The organism is Bacillus sp. JJ864 (genome assembly GCF_036963045.1).
GTDB lineage: Bacteria > Bacillota > Bacilli > Bacillales > Bacillaceae_G > Bacillus_A > Bacillus_A pseudomycoides_C.
In genome coordinates, this window is sequence record NZ_JBALLY010000001.1 from 6,133 (window position 1) to 22,271 (window position 16,139).

General features: G+C 36.1%; 21 protein-coding genes, 1 pseudogene and 2 riboswitches. Of the genes and pseudogenes, 11 read left to right on the forward strand and 11 right to left on the reverse strand.

Annotated features, from left to right (window positions below; all coding sequences use genetic code 11):
• Positions 1-398, reverse strand: a 398-nt coding sequence (locus V7024_RS00035) for an RDD family protein (RefSeq protein ID WP_335513926.1), incomplete at its 3' end; no start/stop codon positions are given.
• A gap of 146 nt (positions 399-544) precedes the next feature.
• On the opposite strand from V7024_RS00035, the gene V7024_RS00040 reads away from it, so the two are divergent.
• The gene (locus V7024_RS00040) at positions 545-979 is read left to right on the forward strand and encodes a DUF3997 domain-containing protein (RefSeq protein ID WP_335513929.1); all 435 of its coding nucleotides are present in this window, start codon (positions 545-547) and stop codon (positions 977-979) included.
• Between the two features lie 677 nt (positions 980-1,656).
• On the opposite strand, the gene V7024_RS00045 is transcribed toward V7024_RS00040, so the two are convergent.
• On the reverse strand, positions 1,657-2,403 hold the full coding sequence (locus tag V7024_RS00045; RefSeq protein ID WP_335513932.1) for a hypothetical protein: 747 nt from the start codon (positions 2,401-2,403) through the stop codon (positions 1,657-1,659).
• 292 nt (positions 2,404-2,695) lie between these two features.
• Here V7024_RS00045 and V7024_RS00050 point away from each other — a divergent pair, with 292 nt between their 5' ends.
• On the forward strand, positions 2,696-3,358 hold the full coding sequence (locus tag V7024_RS00050; protein ID WP_335514145.1) for an AAA family ATPase: 663 nt from the start codon (positions 2,696-2,698) through the stop codon (positions 3,356-3,358).
• 38 nt (positions 3,359-3,396) lie between these two features.
• On the opposite strand, the gene V7024_RS00055 is transcribed toward V7024_RS00050, so the two are convergent.
• From V7024_RS00055 to V7024_RS00065, 3 genes are all read right to left on the reverse strand, one after another.
• Positions 3,397-4,572, reverse strand: a complete 1,176-nt coding sequence (locus V7024_RS00055) for an acetyl-CoA C-acetyltransferase (protein ID WP_335513934.1) — start codon at positions 4,570-4,572, stop codon at positions 3,397-3,399.
• Between the two features lie 140 nt (positions 4,573-4,712).
• Entirely contained in the window at positions 4,713-5,162 is a 450-nt protein-coding gene (locus tag V7024_RS00060; protein WP_335513937.1) for an NUDIX hydrolase, read from the reverse strand.
• A 129-nt stretch (positions 5,163-5,291) separates the two neighbouring features.
• Positions 5,292-5,585 carry a DUF3928 family protein gene (locus tag V7024_RS00065; protein ID WP_335513940.1) on the reverse strand — a complete coding sequence of 98 codons (294 nt, stop codon included), beginning with the start codon at positions 5,583-5,585 and terminating at the stop codon, positions 5,292-5,294.
• 305 nt (positions 5,586-5,890) lie between these two features.
• On the opposite strand from V7024_RS00065, the gene V7024_RS00070 reads away from it, so the two are divergent.
• Genes V7024_RS00070 through V7024_RS00080 form a run of 3 tightly spaced genes read left to right on the forward strand, consistent with a single transcriptional unit; the run spans position 5,891 to position 7,333 of the window.
• Entirely contained in the window at positions 5,891-6,343 is a 453-nt protein-coding gene (locus tag V7024_RS00070; RefSeq protein ID WP_335513943.1) for a hypothetical protein, read from the forward strand.
• A 32-nt stretch (positions 6,344-6,375) separates the two neighbouring features.
• On the forward strand, positions 6,376-6,672 hold the full coding sequence (locus V7024_RS00075) for a hypothetical protein (protein WP_306193992.1): 297 nt from the start codon (positions 6,376-6,378) through the stop codon (positions 6,670-6,672).
• 43 nt (positions 6,673-6,715) lie between these two features.
• Complete coding sequence (locus V7024_RS00080; protein WP_335513948.1) at positions 6,716-7,333, forward strand: ImmA/IrrE family metallo-endopeptidase; 618 nt, start codon at positions 6,716-6,718, stop codon at positions 7,331-7,333.
• 15 nt (positions 7,334-7,348) lie between these two features.
• Here V7024_RS00080 and V7024_RS00085 read toward each other — a convergent pair whose 3' ends face one another.
• From V7024_RS00085 to V7024_RS00100, 4 genes are all read right to left on the reverse strand, one after another.
• A complete protein-coding gene (locus tag V7024_RS00085; protein WP_335513951.1) occupies positions 7,349-7,858 on the reverse strand; it encodes an HAAS domain-containing protein in 510 nt (169 codons plus the stop codon).
• 69 nt (positions 7,859-7,927) lie between these two features.
• Positions 7,928-8,086: a hypothetical protein gene (locus tag V7024_RS00090; RefSeq protein ID WP_335513954.1), complete on the reverse strand. Its 159-nt coding sequence runs from the start codon at positions 8,084-8,086 to the stop codon at positions 7,928-7,930.
• Positions 8,087-8,106: 20 nt separating this feature from the next.
• The gene (locus V7024_RS00095) at positions 8,107-8,523 is read right to left on the reverse strand and encodes an HAAS domain-containing protein (RefSeq protein WP_438824422.1); all 417 of its coding nucleotides are present in this window, start codon (positions 8,521-8,523) and stop codon (positions 8,107-8,109) included.
• Positions 8,524-8,576: 53 nt separating this feature from the next.
• Entirely contained in the window at positions 8,577-8,909 is a 333-nt protein-coding gene (locus V7024_RS00100) for a PadR family transcriptional regulator (protein WP_335513959.1), read from the reverse strand.
• A gap of 197 nt (positions 8,910-9,106) precedes the next feature.
• Between V7024_RS00100 and V7024_RS00105 the strand changes: the two genes are divergently transcribed.
• Entirely contained in the window at positions 9,107-9,883 is a 777-nt protein-coding gene (locus tag V7024_RS00105) for a 3-hydroxybutyrate dehydrogenase (protein WP_335513962.1), read from the forward strand.
• A 249-nt stretch (positions 9,884-10,132) separates the two neighbouring features.
• Here the strand turns inward: V7024_RS00105 and V7024_RS00110 are convergent, their stop codons facing one another.
• A complete protein-coding gene (locus V7024_RS00110; protein WP_335513963.1) occupies positions 10,133-10,318 on the reverse strand; it encodes a YvrJ family protein in 186 nt (61 codons plus the stop codon).
• Positions 10,319-10,513: 195 nt separating this feature from the next.
• Positions 10,514-10,657, reverse strand: a riboswitch (SAM riboswitch).
• 63 nt (positions 10,658-10,720) lie between these two features.
• Positions 10,721-11,601 (reverse strand): annotated as a pseudogene (locus tag V7024_RS00115) (carbon-nitrogen family hydrolase).
• 14 nt (positions 11,602-11,615) lie between these two features.
• Here V7024_RS00115 and V7024_RS00120 point away from each other — a divergent pair.
• From V7024_RS00120 to V7024_RS00140, 5 genes are all read left to right on the forward strand, one after another.
• Positions 11,616-12,806 (forward strand): pyridoxal phosphate-dependent aminotransferase, encoded by a 1,191-nt coding sequence (locus V7024_RS00120; RefSeq protein ID WP_335513966.1) that lies wholly within the window; start codon positions 11,616-11,618, stop codon positions 12,804-12,806.
• Positions 12,807-12,857: 51 nt separating this feature from the next.
• Positions 12,858-12,964: riboswitch (SAM riboswitch) on the forward strand.
• A 64-nt stretch (positions 12,965-13,028) separates the two neighbouring features.
• On the forward strand, positions 13,029-14,273 hold the full coding sequence (gene mtnW / locus V7024_RS00125) for a 2,3-diketo-5-methylthiopentyl-1-phosphate enolase (protein WP_335513968.1): 1,245 nt from the start codon (positions 13,029-13,031) through the stop codon (positions 14,271-14,273).
• A complete protein-coding gene (locus tag V7024_RS00130; RefSeq protein ID WP_335513970.1) occupies positions 14,270-14,929 on the forward strand; it encodes a 2-hydroxy-3-keto-5-methylthiopentenyl-1-phosphate phosphatase in 660 nt (219 codons plus the stop codon). Before mtnW ends, V7024_RS00130 begins: the two co-directional genes overlap by 4 nt.
• Positions 14,926-15,564 (forward strand): methylthioribulose 1-phosphate dehydratase, encoded by a 639-nt coding sequence (locus V7024_RS00135; RefSeq protein WP_335513972.1) that lies wholly within the window; start codon positions 14,926-14,928, stop codon positions 15,562-15,564. The genes V7024_RS00130 and V7024_RS00135 overlap by 4 nt, the downstream gene beginning before the upstream one ends.
• A complete protein-coding gene (locus tag V7024_RS00140; protein ID WP_335513975.1) occupies positions 15,542-16,072 on the forward strand; it encodes a 1,2-dihydroxy-3-keto-5-methylthiopentene dioxygenase in 531 nt (176 codons plus the stop codon). The genes V7024_RS00135 and V7024_RS00140 overlap by 23 nt, the downstream gene beginning before the upstream one ends.
• Positions 16,073-16,139: the final 67 nt, after the last annotated feature.

Consider the following 16,139-nt stretch of genomic DNA (forward strand, 5'->3'; position numbering starts at 1 on the left):
CTTCTAAACAGCATCATGTATACATTACATATTACTGGAATCCCGAGAAATAAAATATTTGGTATTAACAATACAAAAAACCTCATTGTTAATATCCCTAACGTTAACTTTTCATTTGTAAGTGATACAAGCTTTGTACGTGTAAATTTTTTCCCTGGTGTATATCCATTCCAAATGAATGGTAAAACAATAAAATAAAGCGCCATTAATAAACATACAAGTCCAAGGTCATAACGGATGTCTCCTGAACTTACATTAAAACGATTCAAGATTGCTTTATAGTTTCCTGTTGTAATTGCGACAACAGCACCGTACAGAACAGAAATGAAAAACATATCGATAATCGCAGCCCCGATGCGATTCATAACAATCGCTGGACGATGTATTTTCAGATTCATGTTGTGTCGTCTCCTTTTTTCTATCCTTTATTAACTGTTTCATCGTATCATGTCTAAAAACAGTTGTAAACAACTCATAAATTGGTGTTTTACTCTCTTTTCCTGTACAATATGTATCAATCACATTTCGGAAGGAGGAGCTCATATTGAAACGATTCATCATCTTCTGCTCTTTCATACTTTTAGCTAGTTGTTCAACAGATTCTAATCACTCTCATTACAGTGTTAGCGATGAATATGAGCTCATTAATGTTACCGGTGACGCACTAGAACTTTTCCCAAAATCAGACGCCTTGTATGCTTCTCAATATATTCCATCAAAAATTGTGGAAATTGCTTGGAACGACGCTTATATTTTAGCAAAGCAAATAGAACAAACAGATGATCCTAACAACCCTGACGCTTCTATTACCAATCAAGCGAAAGAAAATTATTGGATTATTGATTTAAAAAATAACCGCCGATTCGGTCCCTATACAAAAAAACAATTTGAAGAACAAAAACAAGAATTTCGTATATCAGAACAACTGCAATTACAGAACGTGAAAACTTACCTTACAAAAGAAAAGCAAGCATCTTAAAAAGATCAAATGTTTCATTTGATCTTTTTCTCATTATTTCCTTTATAAAACAACATTCCATAAACAATAGTTCCAAACATAATACAAAATAATAATATGAATGCCCGTTGAATCAATACAATATGCAATCGCAAAATGTCTTGAACACTCTCAGCGTTATAGTATCCACACCCATAGAAAAAAACAAATATCAATATAAATATATAAATTTTATGCTTATAAAAATAATGTGCAATACTCATCCCAATTCCAAATAGTACTCCGATATATACAAATTCATATAGAAGATGAATAAGTGATAATTGCTCGATTCGTTGTAACATATATAATAAGCCTATTTGAAAACAGACCGCTAATATAACTCCGATCAACACCGTGAATCCCCTCACGGATTGTCTCCCCTTTCACTCTATTCACTTCATTATATTCACGAAGTGATAAAACGCATGGGGGGTTGTATTATATATAAATCCACTTTGACTTTTCGACATATAGACTGCTATGCAGAAAAATAGATTCTGCACTCACTTTCTCCCTTTGTTTGAACTTCGCATGTGGCAGAAAAAGGCCCTGACCGCTTCTACGCACGGCCAGATGCTCTCGCCCTTCCTAAAAGAAAAGGGGTTTTTATGTCGTTTTTCACCTTATATGTAGCAACGAAAAAAAACATTTCACTATTATAATGAAATGGTAAATGTTTGTGGTTCTGCTATTTTTTCATGTGTGTCTCCTACCGCCAATGTATCTGTTGTAAAAGAAACAGTTTTTACTTTTTCTTTAGGATCACTTAGTAAAAGTCCAACTAAGCCATCTCTTGTTTCACCAGGAGTATAATCCTCTTTCGATACACTTTTTGTACCAACAAGCGTATCTTCTGCATATAAAAAGTTTTTCGCTGGTACATGAAATGATTGTGTTTCGTTTACAGTTACATCATTCATAGAAAAGAACTGCATCTCTTTGTCACTTGCATTTTCAACCTTATATGTAATTTCAATATATTTTGCAGTATCACCAATATCTTGTCCACTTAATGATGCATACAATTCTGCCTCCGTTTGCTCCAATGTCTTACCTAAGCGGCGTTGTACTTCTTCTGGAGTTAATTTTGTATACATTTTTAGCGTTTCTTTTGTTTCGGTTTCCATATTTGATAATGTAATCACTCTAACATTATCTACATAGATTTTCATCGTTCCAACTGTAAATGTTTCATTTACATGTTTGATTTGTTCTAATTTTAAAGTCCCCCAGTTTTTTTGCTTAATCTCTTGCCCTACTTTTGTTAGTTGTAAACCGCCATATTCATTTGTCTCGGGAATGGACTGTTTCTTCGGCTGCTTCACTTTTTCTTGCTGAGCACACCCGCTTAAAATAAGAAGAATGCTACATAAAATATAAAATACATTCCATATTTTCATCATCTTTCTCCTGTCATTACATACTATGAAACTATCATTGCATGTACTATTATACTATATATACCATTTTTAATAATTCGCCATATAATTGGCATCTATACATACCTAGATGCTCTCCACTACCATAAAAAAGGAGGAGGTCCATTTTTCAACTTGTATTTCTATAAGCTGTTTGGTAGCTTTTTTGCTACTTTAGAAATATATCCTACTTTAAAGTGAGGTGCTTATATTGCGAAAGAAACAACCTTTTTTACAAACAATTTTACTAAAAAAAGACAAAGTCCCATCATTTTCTATGTATCCATTTTCATTACCTGTTGTTCGTTCGCTACAATCTTTATCCTTTCATCCAAAGGTTACCTATATTATAGGAGAAAACGGAACAGGGAAATCCACATTATTAGAAGCAATTGCCACTGCATGGGGATTCAATCCAGAGGGAGGGACAAAAAATTTTCGTTTTTCTACAAACTCTTCTCATTCAAACTTACATGAATACCTCACACTTGTAAAAGGTTTACAAAAGCCAATAGATGGATTTTTTCTTCGTGCAGAATCTTTTTACAATGTGGCATCTTATATCGATGAAATTGATGCCATTCGCTCTTATGGAGGTACTTCCCTCCACAAACAATCCCACGGAGAATCATTTTTCTCTGTATTTATGAACCGCTTTTCTAGTAACGGACTGTATATTTTAGATGAGCCTGAAGCCGCCCTATCACCGATGCGCCAACTTTCTATGTTAATTCGAATGCACGAACTCATTGATGAAGGCGCACAGTTCATTATAGCTACACATTCTCCTATTTTAATGGGATATCCAGATGCAACTATGTATTCCTTACATCAGGAGAAGATACAAGAAATTACATTAGAAGAAACAGAACATTATCAAACGATGAAACTCTTTTTTGAAGATCGTGAAAGACTATTCCATCATCTATTCCGCCCATAAACAAAACCAGCTAGTAGACACACTAGCTGGTTTTGTTATTATAATGCTTCTATAAATAACGCTACTCCCATACCGCCGCCGACGCAAAGAGAAGCAATCCCCTTTTCCAATCCTCGTCTTCTTAATTCATGAATCAAGCTTACTGTAATACGTGCTCCTGTACACCCAATTGGATGACCAAGCCCAATTCCACTGCCGTTTACGTTTACTTTTTCACGATTTAAGCCTAATTCTTTCTCTACTGCTAAATATTGTGCCGCAAATGCTTCATTTATTTCGAATAAATCCGCATCATTTACTGACCAATTTACATTTTGCAGTCCTTTTTGAATTGCTGGCACCGGCCCTATCCCCATAATTTTAGGATCTACACCTGCTACAGAGTATCCAGCAATTCTCGCCAATGGTTGAAGCCCTTTTTCTTTCGCTTTTTCTTCACTCATCAAGACTAACGCTGCACTTCCGTCATTAATACCCGATGCGTTTCCGGCTGTTACTGTTCCATCCTTGCGAAAAGCTGCTTTTAAACCCGAAAGTTTTTCTAACGTCATATCTGCACGAGGATGTTCATCTTTGGAAACGACAACCTCTTTTCTCCGTTCCTTCTTCGTAATCGGAACAATTTGCTCATCAAAATAGCCCGCTTCGATTGCATGAAGTGCACGTTGATGACTTAACAATGCTACTTCATCTTGTTCTTCGCGAGAAATTTCATATTGTTCGGCAAGATTTTCCGCAGTTTCTCCCATCATAATATGATGGATTGGATCTTCTAGCACTTCCCACACCATATCACGGATTTCTCCATGTTGTAGTCGTTGTCCCCAGCGGTTCTCTTTTAATATATACGGACTAGAGCTCATCGCTTCTACTCCCCCTGCAACAACAACATCGCTTACACCTAATTGAATTTGCATTGCTGCTGAAATTAGCGCTTGCATACCTGAAGCACATTGACGCTGAATTGTATAACCAGTAACCGTATCAGGAAATCCCGCCATAAGAGCTGCTGTTCTTGCTGTATTTGCCTCATCTGTTCGCTGAATACAGTGACCTAAAATCACTTCATCTACTTCACTGGGCGACACACCGCCTCTTTTTACAGCTTCCTGCAACACAGGAACTATAAGTTCAGTTGGTTTTACATTTTTGAAAGCTCCTCCAAATGTTCCAATCGGTGAACGAACTGCAGCTGTGACGACTACATTACGCATCGTGTACTTTCTCCTCTCTTATGTATCCTAGTAAATTTTGGATGAAAAACCACAAGATGCATATCTATGTTTATTATATTAGGAAGTAACCAAAAAATCAAAATATTTAATAAAGTAAAAATAGAAAGATAATTACCTTCCTACTCTGTCAATGCTAATAAAAATTTTTGAAAGATTTTTTCTGTTGTTGTATTCAATTTCGGCAACTTATCAATTGGAAAGTATCGTATATCCAATCCTTCTTCATCACAATGTATTTCACCGTACATACGATGCGCTTGAAATACGTTGATTACATTATAAATTTCGTCTCCATGCGGATAACGATAATATAAGTCTTGACCAGAGAGTACACCGAGAAACTGTAAGGAATCTGCTTGTAAACCTGTTTCTTCTCTTAATTCCCTCTCTGCGGTTTCTTCAATTGTTTCTCCTAACTCCATTGCTCCCCTTGGCAATCCCCAATCATATGTATCAGAACGAAGTTGTAATAATACTTCATTCTTTTGATTTAAAACAATAATTGCTGATCCTACTATTATAAGTGGTTTTGCTCCAACTAATTTTCTTAGTTCCTGTATATACCCCATTATGTAACTCCCCCTTTCTTTTCCTCTCCTATAATAGCAAAATTCTTTCTTAATTTGTTTGTTGCATATAAAATATTTCCCTACACAATAAGGAGGCTAACTCACATTAGCCTCCTTATTGCTTATTATCTAGCCAATATGGCTTTCGTATTTTACGTCCTCAAATGCTCTTTCAATCTCTTCATCTCGGTAATGGACATATGTAAAACGTCCTAACTCTACTAAACGTGCAATTTCCCGCAATGCTTTTTCTTGTTCATATTTTTCTTTAATAGAGACATGAACATAAAATTTCATAAGCGGATGTTCATACAACGTTTCGCCCACTTCCACATATACATTTTCTACCCCTTGTATAACTTGAACATAACTTGCAAATTGATAAACAGCTTCACGATCTGAAACAATTTTTAATGTATACATGTTTCTCCCCCCCTTTTCTTTTACTATAACAAAAAATGGGTATATAAACGTGTCGAAGTTTGACTATTTTCTGACTTCTTTTCACCAATTTTCATCCGGCTATTCGGAGGTCATAAAAACACAAACATAATTTATTATTAAAACCGCTCACAAATTCATGTAAATTTAATAAATTATTAGTAACTCATGCTGTAACAGGATAAAAAACCGCTTTAAACGATAGTTCATTTGTCCATACACATTCTCTCTTTTCACATAAAGTATGGTATAGACATTTTCTGTAGTTATTAAAGGAGAGGATTCTGTTGTCTTATTATTATTATGATCGCTGCCGAAGAAGAATCCAATATGATCAATCTGATCAATCTGATCAATCTGAATCACAGGAAGAACATACAAAGAAGCATACACATAATCATAACGTTGCTCAGATTTCAGATAGTGGAAATTCTCAGGTGAATTTAAACGTAGACTCTGATATAGATACTGATACAACTGCTACTAATCAGCAGTCTACTGATGTAGGACAGGGACAGGGACAGGAGCTGGCACAAGGTCAAGGTCAAGGTCAAGGTCAAGGTCAGGCACAAGGTCAAGGTCAATTGAATACAGATGTTACAAACCAATTATTAGCGGCCCTGCTCCCATTTTTAACAAACGTTTTAAATAACGCTACTCAATCCTCGCAAAATAATCAAAATCTAAATTATCAAAATCAAAATCTAAATCAAAATAATCAAAAAGGAATAGGCTACTAAACAGTAGCCTATTTTGGTAAGGAGGATTAATTATGATGCGGCGAAATAGCTCCAATATTTCAAACAGCGGAAACTCTAATGTGAATATAACCGTAAACGTCGATACAAGCTCTATTGCCTATGCCATGATGTGTTATTGGCATACGAGCGGGATGATTACGGATGAACAGTTCACCCATATGATAACTAATTTTAACAGTTTACTAAACAAAGAGGACGCTATCCTTCCGCAGCTCTTATCAAATAAAGAATATTCTCCGTACGTGATTCGGCAAAAAAACAATGTAAATACATTAAAAACATTTATCCCTCCTTTTTTTAATCGTTAAGTATATCTCGATAGAAAAATCCATAATATTTGAGGTGTCTCCTATGCGTCCTTACATTAATATATGTATTTACATTACTCCTGGATCTCATATTGACAACCACCGAATTGCTAGAGATATTGCAATTGCTAAATATATTTGGCATCCTATCGTATTTAAAGTTGAAGATTTCAACGCACTAGATGAATCCTATCGTTTTCATGATGGTGAAATTAGTTACGTATCTTCGTTAAAATCGCAACCAAAGTTGACTTCTTTATTTGCTAAATGTTCTGAGCATGCGTCGCAATGCGATATTTATATTTGTTATATCGGCAGTGATTATTTTCAAGAACAATCTGTAATCGCTTGTGCCTATTCCATATCAATTCGTAATCAAATTAAAGGTTACATTGTATTAACAAACGCAGCTTCAGCTTCGAAGAACGTGTACACACTTGCCCACGAAATTGGTCACATTTTATTCACACGCCGTGTACAAGATAAGCTTACAAATGCAGATCCCGAATGTCCAAACGGTTCCGAGCACCATCCTTCTCCTACGAACCTTATGCATTACATCGTTCCTACCCCTTATAAATCACAAATAGATTCTTTATTAACAAATACCCAAAGAGAATTATCTTTACAAAGCCCTTTATTGCGTAAAGAAAAAAAATAAACGCTGTAGTTACTTCTACTTTTTATCTTTAAAATAGAAACATAAAATAAGAAAAGCTATTCCCATTAACGCAGGAATTCCCCAATATAAATTTCTATCTCTTAATTGATCAAAAAGAAGCGGTGCAAGAATCATAACAATTAATATAAACAATCCACTCCAACCAATAAAGCGAATAATAATAATAGCAGCCAAAACAAACAACATGATTCCGATGATATATCGCAACTTCCCAGTAATTTCAAATAACGTTGTCTCATACCATTCATTAGAAAACATAAGTGTAAGAGATAATAATATAGGCGTTATAGCCATAATCGTTAATACTATATTTCGTTTCCATTTATTACTTTGAAAAGTCATGTTTCGTACAAATAACACATTACCTGCAAGTATGAAACCTACAATAAGCGGATAACCAATGAAACTAATAACAGATACTTTGTAGGGCTCATTCAAATTTCGAAATAATAAATCTGGAATTGTCCAATATGCGGTTACACTGATAATGAAAGTTATCAGCAAAGAAAAATTCTTCTTCCTATCTATGTCCATTTCTCTCGCTAATTCATCTGCATATCGCTTTGGAGAATCTCAAAAAATATCTATTACTGTTTTCCCTTGCTGTTCTCCTTCTATTAAATGAAGTTCGACGTCTTCTAAAAAAGATTTTATATCGTCTTCTTTTATTCCTTTTACCGTTAAATACGCTCCTGTATCTTCTAGAAATTGCTTTGATTCTCTTGAAAGCATCTAACTATCTCCTATCTTAACTATCTCTGTACAATATTTTGTCGTTTAGAATCCCACATCATAAGCAGTACTAAACTTCCATACAATAAAATTGGTTCTAAAAATCCCCAATCCGTATTATTAACACCAAAATATTCAAATGAAAACATGATGAAAAGCAAAACAACTAAGGTTAATACCCCCATCCAGCTATTTAAACGAAAATTAATTATGATAACCACTACAAATAATAGAAAGCCTAGAACGTAACTTTGCGCTGAGGATAAAGACAAAAATGGTGTACCATACTGTTTATCTAGTAACATTAATCCAACAAGTAAAACCATTGGAATAACAGCCATTACTACATATAGAATGGAAAACTCTCTCAATTTACTTTGAAAACTGGAGCTTCGAAAAGCAAAAATCATACTTGCTATCATCAAAAATAGAATGATATTCTCCCCTCGTTTAGATTACTTGTTTTTGATTTACTTTCATCACGTCAGCGTTATCGTTTCCTCCCTTTTCCTTCTAACAAACGCTGTACACTACTTTGCATCGCTCCCCACCGTTCCATGAAATTATCTAGTGCATCTTCACCTTTTTCTGTTAATGTGTAATATTTTCGCTTTGGACCAGATGGCGATTCCTTCATCGTACTTGTAATCAACCCTTCTTTTTGCATGCGAATTAATAGCGGATAAATACTTCCTTCACTTGCCATAGTAAAACCATACTGTGCCAGTTTTTCACTCATTTCATATCCGTATATTTCTCCTTCAGAAATAATGGCAAGTAAGCATCCTTCCAAAATACCTTTTAGCATTTGACTTGTCGACATAATTCAAATCCTCCCTCTATCTTGTTTTACAAGATAGATAAGTATAAGTATCTTGCTTTACAAAATAGTATAGCAAACAGTATTTTGTAAAACAAGATAGCTTACGTATTTTTCCCAAAAGCTTGCAGGATTTTCCACTTCACTTCTATAAATAGAGCATTAGACTAACTATATTCGTGGAGGAGATGGAATAAAAAATGTTTAGCAATCGCGTTGTATTTTTAACAGGTGCAGCAAGCGGCATTGGATATGAAATGGGAAAGGCCTTTGCAAAAGAGGGGGCAACTGTCATAATTACGGATCGGTTAGAGATCCGAGTACAAGAGGCAGTGAAACAATTACAGAACGAAGGGTATAAAGTATCGGGAATGCAATGTGATGTAACAGTAGAACGTGAGATTGAACAAGCTATTTCTGAAACTGTTACACGATTTGGTTCACTTGATGTATTAATTAATAATGCAGGTATGCAATACGTTTCTCCAATTGAAGATTTTCCAACTGAAAAGTTTGAAATGCTGATTAAAATTATGCAAATTGCACCGTTTATTGCAATAAAACACGCATTTCCTATTATGAAAAAACAACGATACGGTCGCGTTATTAATATCGCTTCTATTAATGGTCTCGTTGGCTTTGCAGGTAAATCTGCATATAATAGCGCCAAACACGGGGTAATCGGGCTTACAAAAGTCGCAGCACTAGAAGGAGCTGAGTATGGTATTACCGTAAATGCACTTTGTCCCGGCTATGTTGATACCCCTCTTGTTCGTAATCAACTTCAAGATTTAGCTACAACAAGAAATGTCCCGCTTGAACATGTGTTAGAAGATGTCATTTACCCGCTCGTACCGCAACAACGATTATTACATACAGAAGAAATTTCAAACTACGCCTTATTTTTAGCAAGTGAAAAAGCAAAAGGGATTACAGGACAAGCTGTTGTCATTGACGGTGGTTATACGACACAGTGAAATTCAACAAACTATTTTTTCTATATCAATATAAAAAAAAACGGATTGTGCCTATTCACACAATCCGTTTCCGTTACATATATAAATCCACTTTGATTTTTTAACACACAAATCGCAACTATGCAGGATATAACACGCCTGCTACTGGCCTGCTCCTTTTGTTTCAAACCTGGCATGTGGCAGGAAAAGGACCTGACCGCTCCTATGCACGGCCAGACGCTCTCGCCCTCCCCTAAAAAAAGGGGGGGTTTATGTCGGTTTTTCAATTTGCATATACATATTTTCTTTTGGAGATTCATATCTGTGCATTTGCTTTGGTAACTTCTCAATCGCAACAATAACGCTATCTAACTTACTTTCAATTCTATGCAGCAAGTATAGCGTAACAACAATTGGAAAACCAACATTGCCAATAACTGATATCCATTCCTCCATCGTTGTCTCCTCCCTTCTTATTATAAATAAGCAGAGAGGCAAAAAAGTGGTAATTAAAAACAAATTAAATCATTTCAGCTGTTTTTTCTGTTAACTGCTTGTATCCCACTTTGATTCCCCCTAATATGTTAGGGCTTTTCATCATAAGAAAAACCCCTTTCTACAACGAAAGAGGTTTGAAGATTCACTTCTCCCCTCTTATCTACCAGAAAGTCTCTTTCTGTTGGAATTAGCACCGTGCCTTACTAGGCGCCAATCATGCGCCCCATTTCACAATGGTATTACGGTCGGTTGCTGGGTTTCATCGGGCCAAATCCCTCCACCTGCTCTTGATAAGAGTATATATAGTTGTCTGAATTTTTAGTTTCCGATTCTGACTATACCAAGAATAAAATTTGTTTGTCAAGATTTTTTTGTCGTGTACAATTCTGGACGACGATCAAAAAAAACAGGAATCCCTTTACGCACTTCAGAAATTCTCTTTATATCTAGCGTTCCATACAAAATCATTTCTGTTTCATCAGCCTCAGTAACGATTTCTCCCCAAGGATTAATAATAAGGGAATGGCCTGCAAATACATTATTAGGATCACTCCCAGCACGATTACACGCTACTACATAACTTTGGTTTTCAATCGCCCTTGCTTGAAGCAATAATCGCCAATGTTCTAAACGAACAAGTGGCCACTCTGCTACAACAAATAATACCGTTGCCCCGTGCGCAGTATGAACGCGCATCCACTCTGGAAAACGAATATCATAGCAAATTGTTCCTGCACACGGTATACCCTCCAATAGAAAATGCCCCGTTTCATTTCCAGCAATCAAATATTTATGTTCATCCATCAGTTGAAACAAATGCACTTTACTATATTCAGACACAATGCTTCCGTTTCGATCACTAATATACATCGTATTCGTAACACCATTCTCTGTTTGCTTAGCGATTGAACCACCGACAATATTTACTCCATTTTGCTTACTCCACTTTGATAATAAACCTTTTGTATCATTCCCATCTAGATCAGCAATATCAGGAAGACGCTCTAAATCATAACCTGTTGTCCATAACTCTGGCAATACAATAACATCCGGATTTCCCTTCATCGCCTCGCTTATTTTTTTTTCAGCATGTTCTATATTTTTTTCAACATTACCAAAAGCGATATTCATTTGTACACAAGCAATTTTCATTACTCTTTTCCTTCTTCCTTTTTATTTTTTTCTTTACAAAAAGTTGGAAAGATTATATTATTTGTCACTATAATTGTAACAACTTTCAAAAGAGGTGGAAAGTATGAAACATTTTCAACCTTCCGAGATATTAACATCATTACCAACACAATTTTTTGCTTCTCTTGTCGCAAAAGTAAATGGAGTAATGCAAGCTGGTCATGATGTTATTAACTTAGGACAAGGAAATCCAGATCAGCCAACACCAGCGCACGTCATAACAGCATTACAACGTGCAGCAGAACATCCTATTCATCATAAATATCCGCCATTTCGAGGACATGAAAGTTTAAAAGAGGCTGTCGCTACATTTTATGAGCGTGAATACGGTGTACAATTAAACTCGAAAACAGAAGTAGCTGTTCTATTTGGCGGAAAAGCTGGCTTAGTTGAATTACCTCTTTGTTTTACGAATCCAGGTGATACAGTTCTTGTTCCCGATCCAGGTTATCCAGATTATTTGTCAGGGATAGCCTTAGCAAAAACAAAGATTGCTACAATGCCACTGCTATCAGAAAATCAATTTTTACCTGATTATACAAAGATTGATGCGCAAACTGCTGAACAAGCAAAATTAATGTTTTTAAACTATCCGAACAATCCAACTGGAGCCGTTGCAACAACAAAATTCTTTGAGGAAACTGTATCGTTTGCAAACGAACATAACATTTTAGTCTGTCATGATTTCGCGTATGGGGCGATTGGTTTTGACGCTAAAAAGCCGATTAGTTTCTTACAAATCGATGGAGCAAAAAATGTTGGCATTGAAATTTATACGTTGTCAAAAACGTATAATATGGCAGGATGGCGCATCGCGTTTGCCGTTGGGAATGAAAGTGTTATTGAAACGATTAACGTATTACAAGATCATATGTATGTTAGTATTTTTGGTGCCGTACAAGAAGCTGCTCAAAAAGCGTTATTAAGTCCGCAAACTTGTGTCGATGAACTCGTAGAACGCTATGAATCTCGAAGAAATGCTTTCATTACTGCTTGTCGTTCTATCGGCTGGAATGTCACCTCACCAAAAGGTTCTTTTTTTGCTTGGCTTCCCGTTCCAGATGGCTATACGTCAGAGCAATTTGCTGATGTACTATTAAACCAGGCACACGTTGCTGTCGCTCCAGGCATCGGCTTTGGTCAACACGGAGAAGGCTATGTTCGTGTTGGCTTATTACATTCAGAGGAACGTCTTCAAGAAGCGGTTCAGAGAATTGCCGAGTTAAAAATTTTCAAAAAAACATTGACAACATAAAAATTCTCTGTCAAAATTCAGTTATCAAAAATTTTAAACATTTCCAAATACTTCTTATCAAGAGCTGGTGGAGGGACGAGCCCAATGAAACCCGGCAACCGATCTACTTTATGTAGGCACGGTGCTAATTCTCGCAGCGTTATGCTGACAGATAAGGAGCTGGTTGTAAAAAAACCTCTCCTTAGCTGAGAGGTTTTTTTATTTAACTAGGAGGTTATGAAAATGAGCGGAATAACAGCAACATACTTCATTCATGATGATTCTCATCATTTAAGTCAAAAAGCAGAGCAAATTGCCCTTGGTTTAACAATTGGTTCGTGGACACACTTACCCCACTTATTACAAGAACAATTAAAACGACATAAAGGTTCAGTCGTTAGCGTAGAAAAATTAGAAGAAGATGAAACAACAAACATATATCTTGATAAAAAAGTAACACGCGGACTTATTAAAATTCATTATCCATCCGCTAACTTCACCAATGACTTACCAGCAATATTCACAACTGTTTTCGGAAAATTATCCTTGGATGGAGAAATTAAATTAATTGATTTAGCATTTTCTGATGATATTAAAAAGGTCTTCCCTGGTCCTAAATTCGGTATCGATGAAATACGAAACAATTTGAATGTTCACAATCGCCCTCTTCTCATGAGTATTTTCAAAGGAATGATCGGCCGAAATATCGGTTATTTAAAAACACAACTTCGCGATCAAGCAAGCGGCGGTGTCGACATTGTAAAAGATGATGAAATTTTATTTGATAATCCGTTAACACCACTGTCAGAACGCATTCACACCGGAAAAGAAGTATTGCAATCTGTTTATGAAACATACGGGCATAAAACGTTATATGCCGTTAATCTTTCAGGACGGACTTATGATTTAAAAGAAAAGGCAAAACAAGCCGTTGCTGCTGGAGCTGATCTATTACTTTTCAATGTATTCGCATATGGACTTGATGTGTTGCAAGCTTTAGCGGAAGACAATGATATTTCTATCCCAATTATGGCACATCCAGCAGTAAGCGGAACTTACATAGCATCTAAATTATATGGATTTTCTTCTTCTTTATTACTTGGCAAGCTTCTTCGCTATGCTGGTGCAGATTTCTCGCTATTTCCATCACCGTATGGAAATGTCGCTTTAAAACAAGAAGAAGCACTTTATTTAGCCAAAGCACTTACAGATGAAAATGAACCGTTTAAGCGGAGCTTTCCTGTTCCATCTGCTGGCATTCATCCAGGACTTGTTCCACTTCTCATTCGTGACTTCGGTGCGGAATGTGTCATTAATGCTGGCGGCGGTATTCACGGACATCCATCCGGAGCACAGGGGGGCGGAAAAGCATTTCGAGCTGCTATCGATGCAGCGTTAACCAACACGCCGCTTCATAAGAGTGAGGATTCTTATTTACAAGCTGCTTTGCGCTTATGGGGCAATCCAGCTAAAGAGGTGCAAGCATGAGCATGCAAATTTTTTGTGATTTCGATGGCACAATTACAAATAACGATAATATTGTTGCCATTATACAAAAATTTGCACCACTTGAGGCAGAAACAATTAAACAACAAATTTTATCACAAGAACTTTCTATTCAAGAAGGTGTAGGGAAAATTTTTTCTCTATTACCTACAAGTTTACAAGATAAAATTACAGCTTTTATTAAGGAAACTGCCGTCATTCGGACTGGATTTGCAGAATTTGTACAGTTTTTGCGAGAGCATAATATCACACTTTATATCATTTCAGGAGGAATGGACTTTTTTGTTTATCCTCTTCTCGAAGGACTTGTTGATTTTGAATATATTTACTGTAATACAACTGATTTTTCCAATGACACAATTCAGGTAAATTGGCCGCATTCGTGCGATGAACATTGTGAAAATAAATGTGGTCTCTGTAAATCAACACTTATTCGCAATTTAAGCTCACAAAACGATTTTAAAATTGTAATCGGTGATTCTATTACAGATTTGCAAGCAGCAAAACTTGCTGACAAAGTATTTGCTCGTGACTTTTTGATTACTAAATGTATAGAACATCATATTCCTTATACACCGTTTGAAACATTTCATGATATACAAAACGAAGTAGAAAAATTGCTAGGGGTGATAAAGTGAGGCAGCTCTTTCGTCAGTGGCAAGAACTGAGTGAACTGAAAAAAGAATTAACTGATCGGAATTGGTTTCCAGCAACAAGCGGTAATATTTCAATAAAAGTGAGTGATAATCCTCTTACCTTTCTCGTTACAGCAAGCGGAAGAGATAAAACAAAAACAACACCGGATGACTTTTTGTTAGTTGATCAAAACGGCAATCCTGTTTTAGAAACTGATTTACGCCCTTCTGCCGAAACATTGCTGCACACTCATATTTATAGCCTTACAAATGCTGCTTGTGTCTTGCACATTCATACAACTGATAACAATGTCATTACAAATGTATACGATCAAGAAGTCGTATTCTGTAATCAAGAAATTATTAAAGCACTCAACATTTGGGAAGAGGGCGCTTCTATTCGAATTCCAATTATCGAAAATTATGCGCATATCCCAACTTTAGGTGAACAATTTCGCAAGCATATTTACGAAGATGCGGGAGCTGTTTTAATTCGTAATCACGGTATTACCGTATGGGGAAAAGATGGGTTTGATACAAAAAAAAGATTAGAGGCATACGAGTTTCTATTCCAGTTCCATATTAAACTTTTATCAATTAAAGGAGGCGTTCAACGTGGCGCAAATACGTATTCATGATGTTAACACACGTATTGAAAATAAAATAGAAGTACAGCAATTCTTACAAAATGAAGGTGTTTTGTATGAAAAATGGGATATTACAAAACTTCCTGGTCATTTACTAGAAAACTATACATTAACTGATGAAAATAAGAATGAAATTTTAGAAGTGTTGGCACCAGAAGTTACTGATATTTCTAAGCGCCGCGGCTATCAAGCTTGCGATGTTATTTCACTCTCTAGCGAAACACCTAATCTAGATGAATTGCTAGTAAACTTTAAACAAGAACACCATCATACTGATGATGAAGTTCGCTTTATCGTCAGCGGACATGGCATTTTTACGATTCAAGGAAAAAATGGCTCGTTCTTTGACGTTGAACTTGAACCGGGAGATTTAATTTCGGTTCCTGAAAACACGAGACATTATTTTTCTCTTCAAAACGATCGTCAAGTTGTCGCAATTCGTATTTTTGTAACAACTGAAGGTTGGGTTCCTATTTATCCCGCTATTCGTGGGCAGTAAGACCCCCACCTCTAGATTGGGAGAGAAGCAAAGAAGATAGGTGGGGGTATAACTGCCCGTAAAAGCC

Coding starts and splice junctions, on each gene's coding strand:
- V7024_RS00060 (WP_335513937.1), bottom strand. CDS start 5,162: ATGGGGTATATACAGGAACTAAGAAAATTAGTTGGAGCAAAACCACTT.
- V7024_RS00065 (WP_335513940.1), bottom strand. CDS start 5,585: ATGTATACATTAAAAATTGTTTCAGATCGTGAAGCTGTTTATCAATTT.
- V7024_RS00105 (WP_335513962.1), top strand. CDS start 9,107: ATGTTTAGCAATCGCGTTGTATTTTTAACAGGTGCAGCAAGCGGCATT.
- V7024_RS00100 (WP_335513959.1), bottom strand. CDS start 8,909: ATGTCGACAAGTCAAATGCTAAAAGGTATTTTGGAAGGATGCTTACTT.
- V7024_RS00080 (WP_335513948.1), top strand. CDS start 6,716: ATGCGTCCTTACATTAATATATGTATTTACATTACTCCTGGATCTCAT.
- V7024_RS00130 (WP_335513970.1), top strand. CDS start 14,270: ATGAGCATGCAAATTTTTTGTGATTTCGATGGCACAATTACAAATAAC.
- V7024_RS00055 (WP_335513934.1), bottom strand. CDS start 4,572: ATGCGTAATGTAGTCGTCACAGCTGCAGTTCGTTCACCGATTGGAACA.
- V7024_RS00110 (WP_335513963.1), bottom strand. CDS start 10,318: ATGGAGGAATGGATATCAGTTATTGGCAATGTTGGTTTTCCAATTGTT.
- mtnW (WP_335513968.1), top strand. CDS start 13,029: ATGAGCGGAATAACAGCAACATACTTCATTCATGATGATTCTCATCAT.
- V7024_RS00045 (WP_335513932.1), bottom strand. CDS start 2,403: ATGATGAAAATATGGAATGTATTTTATATTTTATGTAGCATTCTTCTT.
- V7024_RS00075 (WP_306193992.1), top strand. CDS start 6,376: ATGATGCGGCGAAATAGCTCCAATATTTCAAACAGCGGAAACTCTAAT.
- V7024_RS00050 (WP_335514145.1), top strand. CDS start 2,696: ATGTATCCATTTTCATTACCTGTTGTTCGTTCGCTACAATCTTTATCC.
- V7024_RS00120 (WP_335513966.1), top strand. CDS start 11,616: ATGAAACATTTTCAACCTTCCGAGATATTAACATCATTACCAACACAA.
- V7024_RS00090 (WP_335513954.1), bottom strand. CDS start 8,086: ATGCTTTCAAGAGAATCAAAGCAATTTCTAGAAGATACAGGAGCGTAT.